Raw genomic sequence first — 17,337 nt, 5'->3', positions numbered from 1 at the left:
GTTCCCTACTTCTCCACCACGGGCATCCTGCGTTCCCGCAGGGCAGCGATCAATTCGGCGAAGTGATCCCGGTCACGGGTCTCCACCGTGCACAGGCAATTGACAGCAGCCACATCGGGCCCGGCAAAGGCGCGATCATGCGTGATGTCGCGCACCCCCGCCCCGGTCGCGGCGATGGCCGCAGCCAATTCCGCCAGACCACCCGGCCGGTCGCTGATCGTCACCGTGAACCGGCAAAGACGCCCATCGGCCACCAGCCCTTTCTCAATGACCCGGCTGAGTATGCCCGGGTCGATATTGCCGCCGCAAAAAAGGAGTACGGTTTTCCGCCCGGCCAGCTCCGGCAATTCACCGGCCAGGAATGCTGCCAGGGGTGCGGCCGCCGCCCCTTCAACCACCCCTTTCTCAAGCTCAAGGACGCGAAGGATGGCAAGGGCCAGGTCGTCTTCACCCACGGTCACGATCCGGTCCACCCGATTTCGGGCCAGGGCAAAGGCATTTTCGCCCACGATGGAGACCGCGAGACCGTCGGCCAGGGTCGGCCGGGTGGCAAAACGGACCGGTTTGCCGGCGGCCAGGGCCGCCTGAAAACTGGAAGTCGCCTCCGCCTCCACTCCGATCACCTGAACCTCCGGCCGCAACGCCTTGAGGGCGATGGAAACACCCGCCAACAGGCCCGCCCCACCCACGGGGCAGACGACGGCCTCAAGTCCGGGAACCTGCTCCAGGATTTCCAGGGCCATGGTCCCCTGTCCCGCAATGATCGCGGGATCGTCGTATCCGTGAATATAACTCAACTCCTCTGCCGCCGCGATTTGATCGGCTTTCTCCCGGGCTTCGGCAAAGGAGGTTCCTTCCAGGATGACCCGGGCGCCCAGACGCTGGCAGGTGTTGATCTTGATCAAGGGGGCGAAACGCGGCATCACCACCGTGACGCCGATGCCCAGCAGGGAACCGTGGTAAGCGAGGCCGAGGGCATGGTTTCCGGCCGAGGCGGCGATGACACCGCGCCGCTGACGTGCCGGCTCGAGCAGAAGGAGGGCATTGCGGGCACCGCGTTCCTTGAAGCTCCCGGTTCGCTGAAGATTGTCGAGTTTGCAGAAAATCCGGGAACCCGTGATCTCGGAGAGCGGAACCGACTCCGGGCAAGGCGTCATCGGAAGAGCATCGGCCAATCGCGCCCGGGCCGCCTGGATATCATCAATCGTCACAGAGTCAGGCATAGAGGACCCATCATGCCGTGCCGTTGTCGCGGAGCAAGCACCGGCCGATTGAGCCAGTCCGAACCCTTTGGTCCCAAAGGGCATCCTCCGGCCGTCTCAGCGGGAGGTTCGTCCTCCATCTTCGTCGATTCCCTGAAATGGAGGGTCGTCTTCCTGTGCGACCGGGTTTCTGCAACAGCCCCAGAAAACTCAAACCCGGGCATCGGCCCCCACCGATACCCGGGTGTTTTTCCCCCTGGCCCACCCCGTGTCCGATCGGTGGGCCGAAAATACCCGAAGTGCTTACTCTTGCTCCGGAGGCGGCGGAGGAGGAGGAGGACCCTTCTTGCCGGCTCCCTGTCGAGCGGCGTGGGCAGCGGCGCGCTCCTCATCCGAGATCACGCCGTCTCCGTCCTTATCCATTCGCTTCATCATTTCAGCATGATTGGGACCTCCCGCCTTTCCCTGGCCGGGACCACGACCCCCCATTGATTCACGGGCCGCCTGCCGCTCTTCCGGCGAAATCTGGCCGTCTCCGTCCGTGTCGAACCGCTCCAGCATCTGCTGACGATTCATCTTCCCCCTGGCCTGCATTTTGGCCCGCATCGCCGCCCGTTCCTCGTCCGAGACCACTCCGTCACCATCGGTATCCGCAGCCTTCATCATCTGTTCATGATTCAATCCCGAACCGTCTCCCGGACCCCCAGGCCGGCCCTTGCCTCCCTGAGGTCTTCCCGGAGGCCGGACTCCCTCTGCCTGCAGGGTTTCACGGGCCACGGCATGTTCTTCTGCGGACAGGACACCGTCTTTGTCCGTGTCAAAACGCTCGAGCATCTGCTGGTGGCGGGCGGCCGACGGCGGAGGAGGCGGGGGCAGCGGCTCCTCGTCCTGGGCCAGACCGGAATTGACGATAAACATTGCAGGGACCACCGACAAAGATAGAAGGTATTTTTTCATTTTTGGAATCTTCCGAGTTGCATTCATACCGGTGAGACGCCGTCCGGCGGCATCGGTTACAGCATGAATGAAATTCTGCAGGTCCAGGACTGTGTCCTTTCATGTTTCAGGTAACCTTCAGCGACCAGAGCATTCGGGAGCTCAACAAGCTCGATAAACTCGCCCAATTGGACGTGATCGAGCCCTTGAGCAATCTCACTGCCCACCGCCTGGCCAATCCCCGGGAGCCCCTGGGTCGATTCTCACGCGAGGGCACCACCTTTTACCGCCTCCGGGCAGGCGACTATCGGATCTACTTTGAACGGCGCGACTCCGACACGCTCTACACCCACTACATCCTTCACCGGAATTCGCTGACCGATTTTGTCTTCCGGACGAAGCTTCCCATCTCCGAAGAGCAACTCCTCGAGCAGCATCAGTCATTCTGGAAATACCTGGAAACGCTGAGCAAATAGAACGAGATGGAAAGACCCGGACCCTCCAACGACCCGCTCAGCAGCACCCAGGCCAGTCGGATCTATCTTCTGCCGAACCTGATGACGGCGGGGAATCTGTTCTGCGGGTTCGTTGCGATCATCCGCTGCATCCAGGCCCGTTTTGCCTCGATGATCGGCGAAGGTGCTCCCGACGACCTCTACCGCGAAGCCGTCTGGTTCATTCTCGCCGCCGTGGTCTTTGATTCCCTCGATGGAAGACTGGCCCGCCTCGGCGGGCGCGAGTCCCTGTTCGGGAGGGAGTTCGACTCGATCGCTGACGTCGTCTCCTTCGGGGTGGCGCCGGCCCTGATGGTCTTCTTCCTCATCCTCTCGCCGGATCTCCTGCCGGTCTTCCGGCCGATTGGCTGGTTCATCGGATTCATCTATCTGCTCTGCGCCGGGGTGCGCCTCGCGCGCTTCAACGTGATCACCCACCCCGCGGTTTATTCGCTCCACGATATTCACGCGACCAAGGACTTCGTCGGCCTTCCGGTTCCTGCCGCCGCGGGCATGATCGCCTCGCTCGTCCTGCTGCTGACCGAACAAGACCTCCAACGTTGGGCCGTCCTTCTGCCCGTCCTGATGCTCCTGATCGCCTATCTGATGGTCAGCACGGTGCGTTATCCGAGTTTCAAGGAGATCGACTGGCATACCAAGGCGCGTTTCCGGACGTTCATCGCTGTTCTGGTCGGGGTGGCCCTGGTTTTCCTGTTCAGGGTCTATGCCCTTGTGATCATTTTCCTGTCCTACGTCTTTTTCGGGCTGGTGCGCCACATCATCGTGCTGCGCCGCCGGAGCAACCGCCTCCGCAAGCTGAAGTCTGATCGAAATGACCTTGTGAAGAATCCGCCCGAAGGATCTGAATAACCCTGAACAACTTTCCTGAAATCCCTTCGATTGGGCAGAGCCGTGAAGAAGACGTTGGTTTGTTCACAGCGAATACAACCGATCCGACCTTGCGGCAGAGGGAGTTAACGCTTTTCTCCCTGTTCTTTACCGGGCATAGTAATACGACTGATTATTCTGTTAAAAACTAATCCTTCATAGGATTTGTCAGTAAAGGGAAAATCCTCCTAACTCAGCTCAGCATGAAATTCAAAATCAACCGGGACCACTTCAGCAACGGTCTGGCTCAGGTCCTCAACGTGGTCGGCTCCAAGGCCACCATGCCCATCCTGAGCAACGTCCTGATCGAGGCCGACGACGAGTATCTTTCGCTCACCACGACCAATCTCGATCTCGGCATCCGGTGTCGAATCAAGGCGACCATCACCGAGTCCGGAGCGATCACCCTGCCGGTCCGGCGCCTGGCCACCATCGTTCGCGAGCTGCCCAGCCTCGACGTTGAAATGGAGACATCGGCGAATCAGCAGGCCAAGATCACCAGCGGTGCTTCCAGTTTCCGGATCATGGGCATGGCCCGGGATGAATTTCCTCCACTGCCGGAATTCAGCAATGAACGGCTGTTCGAGCTCGGGCAGGACAATCTGGCCGGCATGCTCAAGAGCGTCTCCTACGCCCAGTCAACCGATGAGACGCGTTACATCCTCAACGGCGTTTATTTCCGGTTCGAGGAAGGCAAACTCACTCTCGTGGCGACGGACGGTCGTCGCCTGGCGTTGACTTCGGAAGAACTTGAAATCGCGGCGGACCAGGGCGGAAGCCTCATCCTCCCCGCCAAGACAGTCGCCGAATTGGTCCGTCTGCTCGGCAAAGGGGATCGTCTCAAGGTGGCCTTTGACGAGCGCCGGGTCGCCTTTCAGGTTGAGACGGCCGACGAAACCAACGGATTCATCGGCGATATCTTGCTCGTCTCCAAGGTGGTGGAAGGCAACTACCCGAATTACCAACAGGTCATTCCGAAGGAAACCCATCAGCGGATCAAGGTCGAGCGGGAGCTTTTTCTCCAGTCCGTCCATCGCGCCGCGCTCGTCACCAGCGAAAAGTCCAATTCGGTCAAGATCAAGTTGAGCAACAATCTGCTCGAGATCCTCGCTTCGAGTCCGGACTTTGGCGAAGCCCATGAAAAGTTGGTGGTGAACTACGATGGGCCCGATCTCCAGGTGGCATTCAATCCCCAGTTTGTCATGGACCCCCTCCGGGCCTTGAGCCGCGACGAAGTGGCCTTCGAAGTCAAGGACGAGGTCAGTCCGGGTGTCTTCAAGACGAGCGACAGTTTCCTCTGTGTCATCATGCCGGTGCGCCTGAGCTGAGGGTGCCCCGAGGTGCCTTCTCCGTGACCCCGCCGAACCTCGAGTATTCGCTCCCCATCCTGGGAGGGCTGGCCTTGCTCTTGGTTCTGGCCTATCTCAATCGCAGCCTGGCCTCGCCCACTCTGGCCATCGTCGTGCGGTGGGGTCGCTGGGTGGCTTTCTCGTTTGGCGCCGCCTACCTTGTCCAGTCATTCGGATGGAGTGGCCGGCCCTGGTGGGTGCTCGTCCTGAGTGCCTTCCTTGTCTGGATGCTCCTGGAGACGCTCTACACCTGGTTCGCCATCAGCGCCTTGAGCGTGAGTCCGATTCCCCTTTTTCCCCGTTTCGCCCCGAACCAGTCCGGGGAGGAATGGCCCGCCCGCAAACGCATGATGGCCCTGCGCGACTGGCTGAGGAGAAACGAGTACCGGCAGATCCAGGCTCTCGTCGCCGAAATCGGCAACGACATCCATCTCCGGGTCTCAGTCTACCAGGATGGGTCGAACCTTCGCCGTATCCAGATTCTCTTCCTTCCGATCCGCGGCGGCAGTGTCACCACCTGCTGCAGCGTCAGTAGCCAGACTACGGATGGTCTCCGCTATATCACGGACAATCTTTTCCTCCCGTTCGGCGGGTTCTACCCGGAGGATTGGTCGGTTCACCGGCGACCCCTGGTCCGAAGACTCCCGAGCCTGATCGCAATCCACCAGGGCCGTCTGGAAAAAGACGGGAAGCAGGCGGAAGCGTGGAGCGATGAGCCGCTCGATGACCTGAACCTTCAGCAGTCGGAATTGGAGAAAGTGAACACCGACCTCGGTTTCCTCTTTCCCCGCAACCTGCGGGAAGAATACGGCAAGATGACCTTTGAAGGGCGTTACCGGGTCTGGAAAGAGGTCTGGATGCTCAATTACCTTGGGCTGCCGCGCCGCTACTGAGGCCCCGCTGGTTAACGGTCTGTCTGCCGGTCTTTGATTCCCTGCCTCATCGACGGAATTTGCCCTTGCCGTCCCTGGCCTTTCGGGGCTTCCGGACCTTGGTCCGGACTTTCTCCGGTCGGGCGGGACGGTTGACCCCGTCAACTGGAACGGTGTTCCGACCGGGGAAGATCTTGACCTTCAAGGGCCGTCCTTTGAAGGGCGCGCCGTCGAGGGAACTCAGGACTCGCGTGGCGAATTGTCGTTCGATTTCAATGACACAACCCTTTGCGCCCAGGTCGATCGTTCCGATCGTCTCCGCTTTCACGCCGGCAGCCCCGGCAATCAGGTCGAGGATGTCCCGAGGACCGAAATCATCATCCTTTCCGATGTTCATCGATATCCAGCGGCTGGTTCTCTCGGGTTTGGTGGCGGGAGGGAATGACCGGGCGGCGGGGGCTTTGGCTGAGGCTTTGGCCGGGGCAGGTTTCGGGGTGGTGGGTTTTTCCAACGGCTCCCCCTCGCGAGGGGCCTCCTTCCGCGGCTTCTCTGCGACCGGTCGGCTCGGGGCGGGCTTCTTCTCCGCCGATTCCGGCGAAGGACGGCTTTCGCGGTTCCTGGCCGGGGCCGGACTGGAAGGATTGTCGGCGGGAGAACCCAGAAGATGGTGGACGAGAGCGGAGGTGATCTCCGTCGGGTTGTAGCCCAGCTCGAGGAGTCGGTCGACAAAGGCGGTCTGAGCGCGGAATTGTCCGTCTTCCAGGGTCGCCTGGATCTTGTCGAAAAGGATGTCGGTGCGCCGCTCCTCCACCTGGTCCATGGTTGGAATGGTTCCCCGCTTGAGCCGCGTCCTGGTGAAGCGCTCGATGAACTGGAGCTTGTAGATTTCCCGTCCGGAGACAAAGGTGGCGGCAATGCCACCGCGTCCCGCCCGGCCGGTGCGTCCGATCCGGTGGACGTAGTCCTCCGCATCATAGGGCAGATCGAAATTCACGACCAGGGCGAGATCGTCGACGTCGATGCCGCGGGCGGCCACGTCCGTGGCGACGAGGATCTCGAACTCGGCGTTCTTGAATTTGTTCATCACGCGGGTCCGCTGGGCCTGGGGTATGCCCCCGTGAAGTCGGTCGGCCGCGAAACCTTGAGCGAGCAATTGGTCGGCCAGTTCGTCGACCATCCGCTGGGTATTGCAGAAGACAATACCGAGTTTCACCTGGTTGAAGTCGAGGAGCCGGATGAGGGCCTCGACTTTCAGCCGGGGCCTCACTTCGTAGTAAAACTGCTCGACCGTCGGGACGGTCAGGGCTCTTTGCTCGATCTGCACCGCCTCGGGATCCTTGGCGTAGCGCTGGATCAGCTGGCGAATCTGGGGCGAAACCGTGGCGGAAAAGAAGACGGTCTGTCTCTGGGTCGGAGTCGCGTCGAGGATGGCTGCGATGTCATCCCGGAAGCCCATGTCGAGCATCCGGTCAGCCTCGTCGAGTATGACCATCTTGATCCCGTCGAGCTTGACCGTGCCGCGCTGCATGTGATCCATCAGCCGACCGGGGGTGGCGATGACGATCTGGACCCCTTTTTTCAGTTCGAAGAACTGCCGTTCGTAGGAGGCGCCGCCGTAGATCGGGAGTTCGTGGATGCCGGTCTTGTAGGAGGAGAGCTTGTGCACTTCGTTGGCCACCTGGGTGGCCAGCTCGCGGGTAGGACAGAGGACGAGGATCTGGATCCGGCGGTCCTTGGGATCGACTTTCTCGATGGCGGGTATGGCGAAAGCGGCCGTCTTGCCGGAACCGGTCTGGGATTGGCCGACGAGGTCCTTGCCCCGCAGGAGAATCGGAATGCTGGCGGCCTGGATGGGCGAAGCCTCTTCGTAGCCGAGGGCGGCGATGGCTTTGAGGATTTCATCGGAAAGGCCGAGAGCGGTGAATGCGGGTTTGTCCATGAGAACCCGCCATCATCCTGACAATCGGGTCTGAGGTCGAGACATTAGCAGGGGGCGTGAAAGGCACGAAGACGGGGCGTGTTCCGGCTTCCGGGCCCGGCAGTCCCTTGCCGGGTCCGCCGGGTGGAGCGCGAAGCACCCCGACTTGGGCAAGACCGCCGCTCACCCCCCGATATAGGACATTTCGACCTTGCCGCGCAGTTTTGCGCCCGCCTCGAAGCGCTCCTCGGAGTAGCGGTCATGACGGCCCTCCCAGGTTGTTTGGAGGAGGTCCCAGAGTTTCTCATCGGTTGCTCCACCACGGATGAGCGCTTTCAGGTCGGTTCCCCGGGTGGCGAAAAGACAGGTGAAAAGCTTGCCGTCGGCCGAGAGGCGGGCCCGGTGGCAATCGCGGCAGAAGGGTTCGGTCACCGATGCGATCAGGCCGATCTCCGTATCCGTGCCCTGGTAACGGTAACGCGAGGCGACTTCACCCCGGTAATTGGGATCCATGGGCTCGAGTGGATGATCGGCGCTGATCCGTTCCACTATTTCCAGTGCGGGGACCACCTGGTCGAGGCTCCAATGATTGCAGTTGCCCACATCCATGAACTCGATGAAGCGGAGAGTCAGGCCACGTCGGCGGAAAGCCCGGGCCATCGGAATGAGTTCGCCGTCGTTGATCCCTTTCTGGACCACCATGTTCACCTTGACCGTCAGTCCGGAGGCCACCGCGGCGTCGATGCCGGCAAGAACCCGGGCGGGACCGTGACCCCGGCCATTCATCCGACCGAAGATGGCGGGTTCGAGGCTGTCCAGACTGACGTTGATCCGCTGGAGTCCTGCCGCGGCGAGGTCCCGGCTCATGCGTTCGAGCAACCAGCCGTTGGTGGTCAGGGCAAGGTCTTCAGCTCCGGGAAGAGCGGCGATCGCGGCGATCAGATCAACCAGGCCTTCCCGTAACAGGGGCTCGCCGCCGGTCAGTCGAATCTTGCGAACCCCGCCCCGGATGAAAAGGCGGACCAGGCGGACCAGCTCGTCGTTGGAAAGCATTTCACGCCTTGGAAGAAAGGCATAATCCGGGCCGAAGATCTCCTTGGGCATGCAGTAGGGGCACCGGAAATTGCACTGGTCGATCAGGGATATCCTGAGATCGTGCAGTGGCCGTCGGAACTGGTCTCGGAGATGGTCGGTCATGGAAAAGAGGCGGGCAGGGCCCGCCGGAAATGGAAGAGGGCAGATCGAAGATGGGTTTTCTGACGCATTGGTCAATTCAGCCTCTTCTCTCTGCGCCTCGGCGGCTCGAGCGCCGTGGGCGCGGCTTCGTCCGGATCGGTTGCTTGCGCGGAGGCGCGGAAGTGACGGACCCCCCGTTCTCGCGATGGACCGAGATGAGCCTTTCACCGGGCCCCCCTCTCCGATAAGCTCTCCCCATGAAATCCCTCCTGGACGACCTTTCCCCCTATATCTACGGGACGACCCGACTCGGTGATGGCAAACTGGCCTTCGAGCAGCGCGTCTCCATGGCACGGCAGGCGATGGATGCCGGCATCTGGTTTCACACCAGCCACCAGTATGGCGATGCGCTCGCTGTCCTGCGGACGGCCTTCGATCAGGATCGGTCCTCGGTGCCCAAGCTGATTTTCAAACTCCATGGCGGCACCCTCGGCGAGATCCGGCATTCGGCGGCCGATCAGACCGGTGCGGTCGGCATCGACCATGTGGATCTCGGGCAGCTCTGCATCGGGGGCGCCCTGGCTGAAGACCTGGCCGCCGGAGGTTCCTGCCGGGAGGGATTTCGGCAGCTCAAGACTGACGGACTGGTCCGGCGCCTGGTATTGGAGGTCTTTCCCTGGACATCCGCCGCGCCGCTGAAGGCACTGCAGGGCGGTCACCTCGACGGTGTGATCGACGGCGTCATCTTCTACCTCAATCCGCTCCAGCGCTTTGCCGCCAATCCGCTCTGGGATCTCCTGGTTGAACGGCAGTTTCCCATCGTGGCCATGCGCACGGTGTCGGGCGGACCGGTGCACCAGATGCGGGATGTCCCCGGATTTGCCTGGCGGGATTACCTCCAGAAACGGGCCGTCGAAGTGGCCCCGATCTTTGAGCGCTCGGGGATCAAGGACTGGACGGAGTTTTCCGTCCGCTTTGCCTTCAGTTTTCCGATTGTGCGCGCCACCGTCGGTTCGACCGGCAGGCCGGAGCACCTGAAATCCTTCCTCTCGGCGATCGGAAACCTCGAACCTCTCCCGGCCGATATCGTCGCCGAGATCGTCGCGCTTCAACGGCGCTGGTCGGATGAGACCGACATCCAGGCCGAGCCGTGGTCGATGTGAGGATGGCTTCAGCGATGAAGGAAGCCGAGATCTGGAACAAGCGTTATGCCGGAAGCGATGCAGCCAGACGGGCGGCTTACGATCCCTGGCTGGACCGCTGGTCGAGCCTTCTTCCGCCCGGCGGGCCCGCTCTTGATATCGGCTGTGGGTTGGGATTGGATACGGAATTCCTCCTGGGGAAAGGCTATGCGGTGACGGCGATCGATTTTTCGGGGGAAGCGGTCCGCCTGACCCGGGGGCGGAACCCACGGGCCGATGTCCGCCTGCTCGGCATCGATGAACTGGCCACCTTGAAACCGGCCCGGTTCAACCTGGTTCTGGCGAACCTCTCCCTGCATTACCTGACGAGGGAAGGCACCGAGCGGGCGTTTGAGACGATCCACCAATTGTTGATGGCGGACGGACTCTTCGCCTTTCGGCTCAACGCCTCCGATGACCGGAACTACGGAAGCCCGGAAAACGCCTCGTCCTGGGACCGGATCGAAGTGGAGGGGATCCGGAAGCAGTTCTTCACCGAGGAGAAGATCCGGACCATGACGGTGGGCCGGTTCGAGATCGTTTCGCTGGAGAAGATGACCACCGGACGTTACGGAAAGGAGAAGCGGCTCTTCGAAGGATTGGTCCGACCCCGTTCGGAGGGCTCTTTCAAGAACCAACCGTAGCAGACTACGTATTCTTTTGGGTTTGAAAACCATACGTAGGATCCTACGGTTGGTTTTCGGATGCCACCGCCTCGAGCCGACCGAAGACCGGCCAGTCCCAGCGGCCGTCGCCGGCGGGGCCGTAATCGACGCGCAGAACGAGCCGGGTATCCTCAACTTCAGACAACGGGACCTCCAGCCACTGCAGCCCCCGCTGTTCCTCGTGGTCCCTGGGATTCCAGTGGACATGGAGGACCTCGACTTCGGATGTGGGGGAACCGACGGATAGGCGCAGGCCCACCCCGTCGGAATCGCCGCCGTCGGAATAGGCTCCGTCGCGCAATCCGAAGAGGAAATGGATTTTCCGGGTCCCGGCGGGAAGTCCGAAGACGACGGTGGATTTCGGCGTGAACTGGTGGACGGGTTGGCCGTCCATGGTGAAGGACTGCACGGGATAGGAGAGTTCCCACCAGACCGGCTGGAGACCGAATCCCTCGAGGGGGCGGACCGGTTGTGAATCCGTCTGATGGATACCAAGGCGGGAGCCGGCGGCGCCCCAGGAGGTGACCACGGAGATCGTCGCGGGATCGAGTCCGAGGTTGTGGATGAGCCCGCGGGCCTTGTTCACGGTGGGATCGGCGAGAAATCGGCCGTAGCCGTCCGGTTCGCGGCCGCTGTAGCCATTGACGGTTTGTCGGTCGGAGGCCAGGGCGGCCGCCCAGGCGTCGAGATGGATGGAGGCGGGATCCTGGTTGGAGGGTGCCGGGGCGAAAACCAGGATGGGCCGGTCGCCTTCGCGCCGCCAGGCTTCGAGGACGGCGTGCCGGCGTGCCTCGAGGAGGGCCTTGGGGGTTCCCGGTTGCTCGAAAGAGAGGGTTTCCAGAACGGCGAACAGGGTGAGCGCGGTCAGGAAGATCCTGCTGGAACGGGTCCTGAATCGCCGCCACGCGGCGGTCACCATCATGCCCAGGGCGAGGGATTGCATGAGGTGGACCACGAGAATGACCCGGCCGGTGGCCCGGAAGGCCCGGAGACCCTCGAGCCTTCGGGCCAGCCAGAGAAAAAGGCCTTCGCCCTCTCCGGTCCAGTCGGTGAAGAAAACGACTGCCGCCAAGGCAGTCAGCGCAAAGACCAGAGCGAGGGACTTCTCGATCGACCGGGGTCTTGACCAGGTGAGGGTCAGTCCGGAGATCAGGGCCAGCCAGGGAATCCAGCCCGAAAAGAGGGCCTGTTCGGAAAGATTGAGGGGCCTCCATCGCGGCCATCCCCCACCGTGGAGCCAGTTTCCCGGCGGTGCCGTCAGCCAGGCCTGCCAGGTGGGAGCGATGTCGACCATTTCGGTCCATGGCCGGTTGCCTCCGGAACGGGATTCCGCGAAATAGAGAAGATAGAGAAGAAGGGTCGGAAGACCGACCAGGAGAAGAAATCCGGCGGCGGCCAGGTATTGTCTCAATCGGATCTGCGATTCCGGGCAAGCGGCGGCCGACTCCCCTGGCAGGAGGATCCGGCTGAAAACGGCAAATGAGAGCAGCGCGAGGGTGCCGAAAAAGCCGAGGTAGGGCGATGAGAGAAGCAGCCAGCAGAGGAAAGCGAGCGCCAGGAGAAGATGGATGGCCCGACGGGTCTGCGCCCACCGGATAACCTGGGCAAGGGCGAGCGGAAGAGGAAAGAGAGGCAACAGTTGGATATGCCCGCCGGCGAACCAGACGGCGCTGGCGGGGGCAATCGCGAGAAAGCAGATCGGGCCGGCCAAGAGCCAGGGGGTCCGACAGACCCGCAGCAGGTAAAGGACGGCGGTTGCATTGGCGGCCGCGAGGAAGACAGCCCAGATCTGGAAGGCGGTGGCCACGGAAAAGCCGAGGGAACGGGCCAGGGCATAGAGCGGCAGGGTTCCCCAATGGCTGTCACTGTAGGCCAGGGTATCCGCGGTGGGATTGAACTGCCCGGGGGAAGTGAAGGGATAGACCCCGCGAATCGCCTGGTAGCCATGCTCCAGGATCAGGTTGTTCAGTCGGCCGTCACCACTCCCGCCGGGCACGTCGGCCCAGCCGGAGAACCAGACCACCTGGGTCAGAAGAATCGTAGCCAGCGAGACCCAGAGCAGGAGATAACCCCTCCTGAGGAGAGCGGACCGTTGGCCAGCGTTGATATCGTGCGACGGGAGCATGCGCCTGTTGAGAGGGGCTTCCGGAGAGAAAACTACGAAGAATCGAAGAAAGGAAGGGTTCTTTTTGGTCGGGAGGCGACTGGGGCCGAGTGCCGGGCGGTCGATCTGGAGGCTCCACGAAGTGCCAGGGACACCACACGAACGATGATGAACAGGATCCCTGGCCAGCCCCGCGAAACGCTCGCGATTGAACCGTTCAGGCCGGAGTCTTTCCGCTCTTCCATCGCGCCTGTTTCCTCGCCACACTGCTTCTCATGATTTCCGTTGCCGAAGCCACCCGGATCATTCGCGAATCCCTTGCCCCTCTGACCCTGGAAATGGTGAGGATCGATCGGGCGGCCGGACGATTTCTTGGTGAGGCCATTCACGCCGACCGCGAATCCCCACCCTTCAATCGGGCCACCATGGATGGCATCGCCATCCGGTTCAGCGATTGGGAAGCGGGGCGGCGGACGTTTCCCGTCGCGGCCATCCAGGCCGCCGGCCAACCGGTGGTCGAGACACCGGAGGCCGGAGCCTGTATCGAGATCATGACCGGCGCCCCGGTTGCCGAAGGACTCGACTGCGTGGTGCGCAATGAGGATATTCGGATTGAAGACGGCCAGGCCACCCTGCGCGAAGGGCTCGTCCTCGAGTCCGGTCGTGCCATTCATCTCCGGGGCTCCGACTTCGAGGCGGGCCGGCTGCTCGTTGCGGCCGGGACCCGCCTGACCGGCCGGGAAATCGCCGTGGCCGCCTCAGTCGGAATGGAGGAACTCCAGGTCCATCGATCCCCGAAGATCCTGGTGGTCACAACCGGCGATGAACTGGTCGATATCGATGACGATCCCAAGCCCCACCAGATTCGGCGGTCCAATGATCGTGCGCTGGCCGCGGCACTCCTGGCGGCCGGGTTCGGCGAAGTCGAGCGGGTCCACCTGCCGGACGAGCCGGAAATGATCCGCTGGCAACTGGAGCGCTTTCTCGGAGCGGCGGATGCGGTCGTCCTGACCGGCGGAGTCTCCAAAGGGAAGTTTGATTATCTCCCCAAGCTTCTCGAAGAGCTCGGGGTTCCCTGCCTCTTTCACGGGGTCAGTCAGCGTCCGGGCAAACCCATGTGGTACGGGGTGCACAAACGCCCGGGTGACTTTCTTCATCCCGATGATAAAAGCCTGGTCCCGATCTTCGCCCTCCCGGGCAATCCGGTATCCTGTTTCATCTGCCTTCACCGTTATGTCGTCCCGGCGCTTCGCCTGATGAGCGGTGTCGCTTCCGATCCGGTCCGCCACGCCGTCCTCGACGGCGAACTTTCCCGCCCCCCTGCCCTCACCTGGTTTCTCCCGGTTTCGCGGGCCGCTGAAACGGACGGGTTTTTCCGGGTCTCGCCGAAGCCGTTCAATACCTCGGGCGACTTCGCCTCGCTTCTCGGGACGGACGGCTTTGTCGAACTCGCGGCAGACCAGACCACCTTCCCGGGCGGTTCCGTCGTGCGGTTCTGGGAATGGTTATAAGCAGGCAGGGTTGATCGGAAGCTCTCTTCCAGGCTCGGGGGAATTCCGCTTCATCGAAGAGCCTACCTGATGAATCATGGTCCATCGAATCAATCGCAAGAGTGTCGGCGCCGTAACGGAATACAGTCTTCTTTTGCTTGGTTTTGTCATCCTCTTCGACTTCCAGCACTGGGTGGTGGGCGACGGGAAAGCCCGCTTTGACGCGCTTTCGTCACTTCTGGAGAAGGGAACCTTTGCGGATACCAAGTATTCAATCATCGGGCCTCTGTTTTCCACCCCACTTTACTATGCGGGGAAATGGCTGCAGTCACCGGAATGGTGGTGTGCCCGTTACAACTCGCTCATTGTTCTCGTGGGATTTTCCGTTCAGTTTTCGATCCTCCGCAGTTCGCGGAACGAAGCATTCCTGAGACGGTTCCTGCTGGTCCTCCTGATCGGATCCAACATCCCCTATCACCAGGTTCATTACTACGGTGAAGTCTTCACGGCGTTCATGGTTGCGATCGGGATCATCGCGATCTGTCAGGATCGGCCCATTCGTGGGTGGATCGCGGTGATCCTGGGGGTTGCCAACACGCCGGCCAGCCTCGTGGGCATGGTCATTGTTTCATTGATACTGACCTTCAGAACACGCGAATTGCGTCATCTTTTTTTTCCGGTGATCGCGGGAGGATTGGTGCTGTTGGAGAACACGGTGACGCGGGGGAGTCCGTTCGCATCGGGCTACGCCCTGGATGTCGGATTCACGACGATTATGCCCTATTCGGGCCGTCCCGGGTTCAGTTTTCCATTCTATCTGGGCCTGCTTTCCATTCTGTTCTCATTTGGGAAAGGTCTGGTCTGGTACTTTCCCGGACTCCTTGTCCCCGTTCAAAAGGATGTCTACTCGAACTGCCCGGAGATGAAGCAGACTTTCCTTCTCTGGATCGGTTTTCTGGTCGGATTGGTTCTGGTCTACGCCAAGTGGTGGGCTTGGTACGGTGGTGCGTTCTGGGGCCCCAGATTCTTTCTCTTTGCCTCTTTCCCCGCCTCGTTTGCCATCGCATCGAACCTTCTCGCAACAGATCCTCGTGAGGGAGGACGCCTGCTCAGGGATTTCCTGGTCCTGATGGCTTTGTTCTGGTCGATCTGGGTTGGACTCAGTGGTCTGGTCTTCCATCACCGGCATCTGCTTCTCTGCTTTGAGAATAACTGTGCCTTGGAGATGCTCTGCTGGTATGTACCGGAATTCAGCCCGCTCTTTCGACCGTTCGTGGTGTCTGATCCGCTCAGGACGAAGGAGATGGTCGCGCTGGTTTTCGGTTTGGTTCTGGCGATCTACCTTGGGGCTGGTCCTGCCTGCCGCCTTTCCAAACAGATCTGGCTGAACGCCAGGAATTTGGGAGCGGGCCTTTTGAATCGAAAGTGGAGGTTCTGAGCGTCGCAGCACTGGATTGGCGCCTTGCGAGTCCAGGGCGTTTTCCTCGAACTCAGTTCCAGGGGGGACCGGAAGTCCAACCAGATGCTTTTGTGGGTGGCCATCGAGGCGCCACTCGCCTAGTGATTCGAGGACAATGGCGGAATCACGGAGAACACTGGTTTCGATCGACGGCGACCGGTTCTGGATCAATGGGCAACCGACTTGTCCGGGGCGGACGGCTCGGGGACTGAAGCTTGAAGGTCTCCTGCTCAACAGCCGCATGGTGCAGGCGACCTTCGATGATCTCAACCCGAAGACCATCGGAATGTGGGTTGGGCCGGACGGGAAATGGGATCCGGAGGCCAATACCGACCGCTTCCTTGCCATGCTGCCCGCTTACCGGGAGGCGGGGCTGCTGGGGATCACGGTCAACTTTCAGGGCGGCAGCCCGCAAGGCTACAGCCGTGAACAGCCGTGGCACAATTCCGCCTTCGACGCGGATGGGTCGCTGCGGGCCGATTACGCCGGGCGGATGCAGCGGGTCATCGAGGGGGCCGACGCCCTCGGGATGGTCGTCATCCTCGGTTTCTTCTATTTTGGCCAGGACCAGCGGCTGAGGGATGAAGCGGCGGTGATCCGGGCCTGTCGTGAGGCGACCGATTGGATCTGCCGCCACGGCTTCACCAATGTCGTCGTCGAGATCGGCAACGAGATCGATATCCACTACGATCATGCCATCATCCGGCCGGACCGGTGCGCGGAGTTGATCCGGCTGGCTCAGGAAGAATCGGCGGGCCGGGTCCCCTCCCCGCTCGGCCGACTGCTCGTCGGGACCAGTTTCTCCGGAGGAAAGGTTCCCGGGGAATCCGTAGTGGCGGTTTCCGATGTCCTGCTGATCCATGGCAACGGACAGAATCCGACGCGACTCGGGCACCTGATCGAAAGTACGCGGAATCTTGGGCAGTACCGCGGGCAACCCATCGTGATCAATGAGGATGACCATTTCGACTTCGACGGCGACGACGGCAATTTCCTGACCGCGCTCAGGCATGGGGCGAGCTGGGGCTATTTTGATTACCGGATGAAGGATGAAGCGCATGAGGAGGGCTTCCAGAGCGTCCCGACGGACTGGTCGGTCTCTTCGAAACGGAAGAAGGCCTTCTTCAATCTGCTGGCTGAGCTGACGGGTTCGCCCAGGCGTTTCTGAAGTGGGAAGTTCGGGAGGACGGCCCGGCGGTCCGTCCCTACCCTTTCGACATGCCGCGGCTGAGAAATTCCTCCAACACCGGGATGTCCGCGGGCGCCCAGTCGAGGTCTCGAAGCTCGCCGGGTCCGCACCAGCGGATGGCGGCGTGTTCGTGTGCGATGGGTTCGCCCGCGGTCAATCGACAAAGCCAGGGTCTCAGGGTGAGGGTCAGTTCCGGGTAGACGTGAACGACGGCGGGCAGCGAAGTGTGCGGGTCGATGGCGATGCCGAGCTCTTCCCGGATTTCCCGGACAAGGGCCGACTGGGGCGATTCTCCGGGCTCGATCTTGCCGCCGGGGAATTCCCAAAGCAGGGGTTGGGATCCGTCGGCGGCCCGCTTGGCCGCAAGGATGCGGCCTTCCCTCTCGATCAGGGCGCAGACAACGTCAATCAATG

At 61.6% G+C, this 17,337-nt stretch carries 15 protein-coding genes; 9 read left to right on the top strand and 6 right to left on the bottom strand.

Features of this window, described 5'->3' with window-relative positions; all coding sequences use genetic code 11:
- Positions 1 to 5 precede the first annotated feature (5 nt).
- Positions 6 to 1,223 (bottom strand): threonine ammonia-lyase, encoded by a 1,218-nt coding sequence (gene ilvA / locus R3F07_01385; protein ID MEZ5275014.1) that lies wholly within the window; start codon positions 1,221 to 1,223, stop codon positions 6 to 8.
- 282 nt (positions 1,224 to 1,505) lie between these two features.
- Positions 1,506 to 2,120 (bottom strand): EF-hand domain-containing protein, encoded by a 615-nt coding sequence (locus tag R3F07_01380; GenBank protein MEZ5275013.1) that lies wholly within the window; start codon positions 2,118 to 2,120, stop codon positions 1,506 to 1,508.
- Positions 2,121 to 2,260: 140 nt separating this feature from the next.
- Between R3F07_01380 and R3F07_01375 the strand changes: the two genes are divergently transcribed.
- The 4 genes from R3F07_01375 (at position 2,261) to R3F07_01360 (ending at position 5,762) form a co-directional block, all read left to right on the top strand.
- Positions 2,261 to 2,614, top strand: a complete 354-nt coding sequence (locus tag R3F07_01375) for a cytotoxic translational repressor of toxin-antitoxin stability system (protein ID MEZ5275012.1) — start codon at positions 2,261 to 2,263, stop codon at positions 2,612 to 2,614.
- Positions 2,615 to 2,620: 6 nt separating this feature from the next.
- Positions 2,621 to 3,502: a CDP-diacylglycerol--serine O-phosphatidyltransferase gene (gene pssA / locus R3F07_01370; protein MEZ5275011.1), complete on the top strand. Its 882-nt coding sequence runs from the start codon at positions 2,621 to 2,623 to the stop codon at positions 3,500 to 3,502.
- A 221-nt stretch (positions 3,503 to 3,723) separates the two neighbouring features.
- Positions 3,724 to 4,848: a DNA polymerase III subunit beta gene (gene dnaN, locus R3F07_01365; protein ID MEZ5275010.1), complete on the top strand. Its 1,125-nt coding sequence runs from the start codon at positions 3,724 to 3,726 to the stop codon at positions 4,846 to 4,848.
- A 23-nt stretch (positions 4,849 to 4,871) separates the two neighbouring features.
- Positions 4,872 to 5,762: a hypothetical protein gene (locus R3F07_01360; GenBank protein ID MEZ5275009.1), complete on the top strand. Its 891-nt coding sequence runs from the start codon at positions 4,872 to 4,874 to the stop codon at positions 5,760 to 5,762.
- A gap of 46 nt (positions 5,763 to 5,808) precedes the next feature.
- Here R3F07_01360 and R3F07_01355 read toward each other — a convergent pair whose 3' ends face one another.
- Together R3F07_01355 and moaA are read right to left on the bottom strand one after the other, a co-directional pair.
- Positions 5,809 to 7,680 carry a DEAD/DEAH box helicase gene (locus R3F07_01355; protein MEZ5275008.1) on the bottom strand — a complete coding sequence of 624 codons (1,872 nt, stop codon included), beginning with the start codon at positions 7,678 to 7,680 and terminating at the stop codon, positions 5,809 to 5,811.
- Between the two features lie 162 nt (positions 7,681 to 7,842).
- On the bottom strand, positions 7,843 to 8,856 hold the full coding sequence (moaA, locus tag R3F07_01350; protein ID MEZ5275007.1) for a GTP 3',8-cyclase MoaA: 1,014 nt from the start codon (positions 8,854 to 8,856) through the stop codon (positions 7,843 to 7,845).
- Positions 8,857 to 9,092: 236 nt separating this feature from the next.
- Here moaA and R3F07_01345 point away from each other — a divergent pair, with 236 nt between their 5' ends.
- Complete coding sequence (locus R3F07_01345; protein MEZ5275006.1) at positions 9,093 to 9,998, top strand: hypothetical protein; 906 nt, start codon at positions 9,093 to 9,095, stop codon at positions 9,996 to 9,998.
- 2 nt (positions 9,999 to 10,000) lie between these two features.
- Positions 10,001 to 10,660, top strand: a complete 660-nt coding sequence (locus R3F07_01340) for a class I SAM-dependent methyltransferase (GenBank protein MEZ5275005.1) — start codon at positions 10,001 to 10,003, stop codon at positions 10,658 to 10,660.
- 43 nt (positions 10,661 to 10,703) lie between these two features.
- Here the strand turns inward: R3F07_01340 and R3F07_01335 are convergent, their stop codons facing one another.
- Entirely contained in the window at positions 10,704 to 12,806 is a 2,103-nt protein-coding gene (locus R3F07_01335) for a hypothetical protein (protein ID MEZ5275004.1), read from the bottom strand.
- Between the two features lie 254 nt (positions 12,807 to 13,060).
- On the opposite strand from R3F07_01335, the gene R3F07_01330 reads away from it, so the two are divergent.
- The 3 genes from R3F07_01330 to R3F07_01320 all read left to right on the top strand — a co-directional run bounded on the left by R3F07_01330 (position 13,061) and on the right by R3F07_01320 (position 16,902).
- Positions 13,061 to 14,296, top strand: a complete 1,236-nt coding sequence (locus tag R3F07_01330; protein MEZ5275003.1) for a molybdopterin molybdotransferase MoeA — start codon at positions 13,061 to 13,063, stop codon at positions 14,294 to 14,296.
- Between the two features lie 76 nt (positions 14,297 to 14,372).
- Complete coding sequence (locus R3F07_01325; GenBank protein MEZ5275002.1) at positions 14,373 to 15,713, top strand: hypothetical protein; 1,341 nt, start codon at positions 14,373 to 14,375, stop codon at positions 15,711 to 15,713.
- A 136-nt stretch (positions 15,714 to 15,849) separates the two neighbouring features.
- Positions 15,850 to 16,902 carry a hypothetical protein gene (locus R3F07_01320; protein ID MEZ5275001.1) on the top strand — a complete coding sequence of 351 codons (1,053 nt, stop codon included), beginning with the start codon at positions 15,850 to 15,852 and terminating at the stop codon, positions 16,900 to 16,902.
- Positions 16,903 to 16,939: 37 nt separating this feature from the next.
- Here the strand turns inward: R3F07_01320 and R3F07_01315 are convergent, their stop codons facing one another.
- Positions 16,940 to 17,335 carry a (deoxy)nucleoside triphosphate pyrophosphohydrolase gene (locus tag R3F07_01315; protein MEZ5275000.1) on the bottom strand — a complete coding sequence of 132 codons (396 nt, stop codon included), beginning with the start codon at positions 17,333 to 17,335 and terminating at the stop codon, positions 16,940 to 16,942.
- Positions 17,336 to 17,337 lie beyond the last annotated feature (2 nt).

It is taken from the genome of Opitutaceae bacterium, from assembly GCA_041395105.1.
Taxonomy (GTDB): Bacteria; Verrucomicrobiota; Verrucomicrobiia; order Opitutales; family Opitutaceae; genus B12-G4.
The sequence above is the reverse complement of the archived record's forward strand: the minus strand, read 5'-3'. Positions and strand labels throughout refer to the sequence as shown.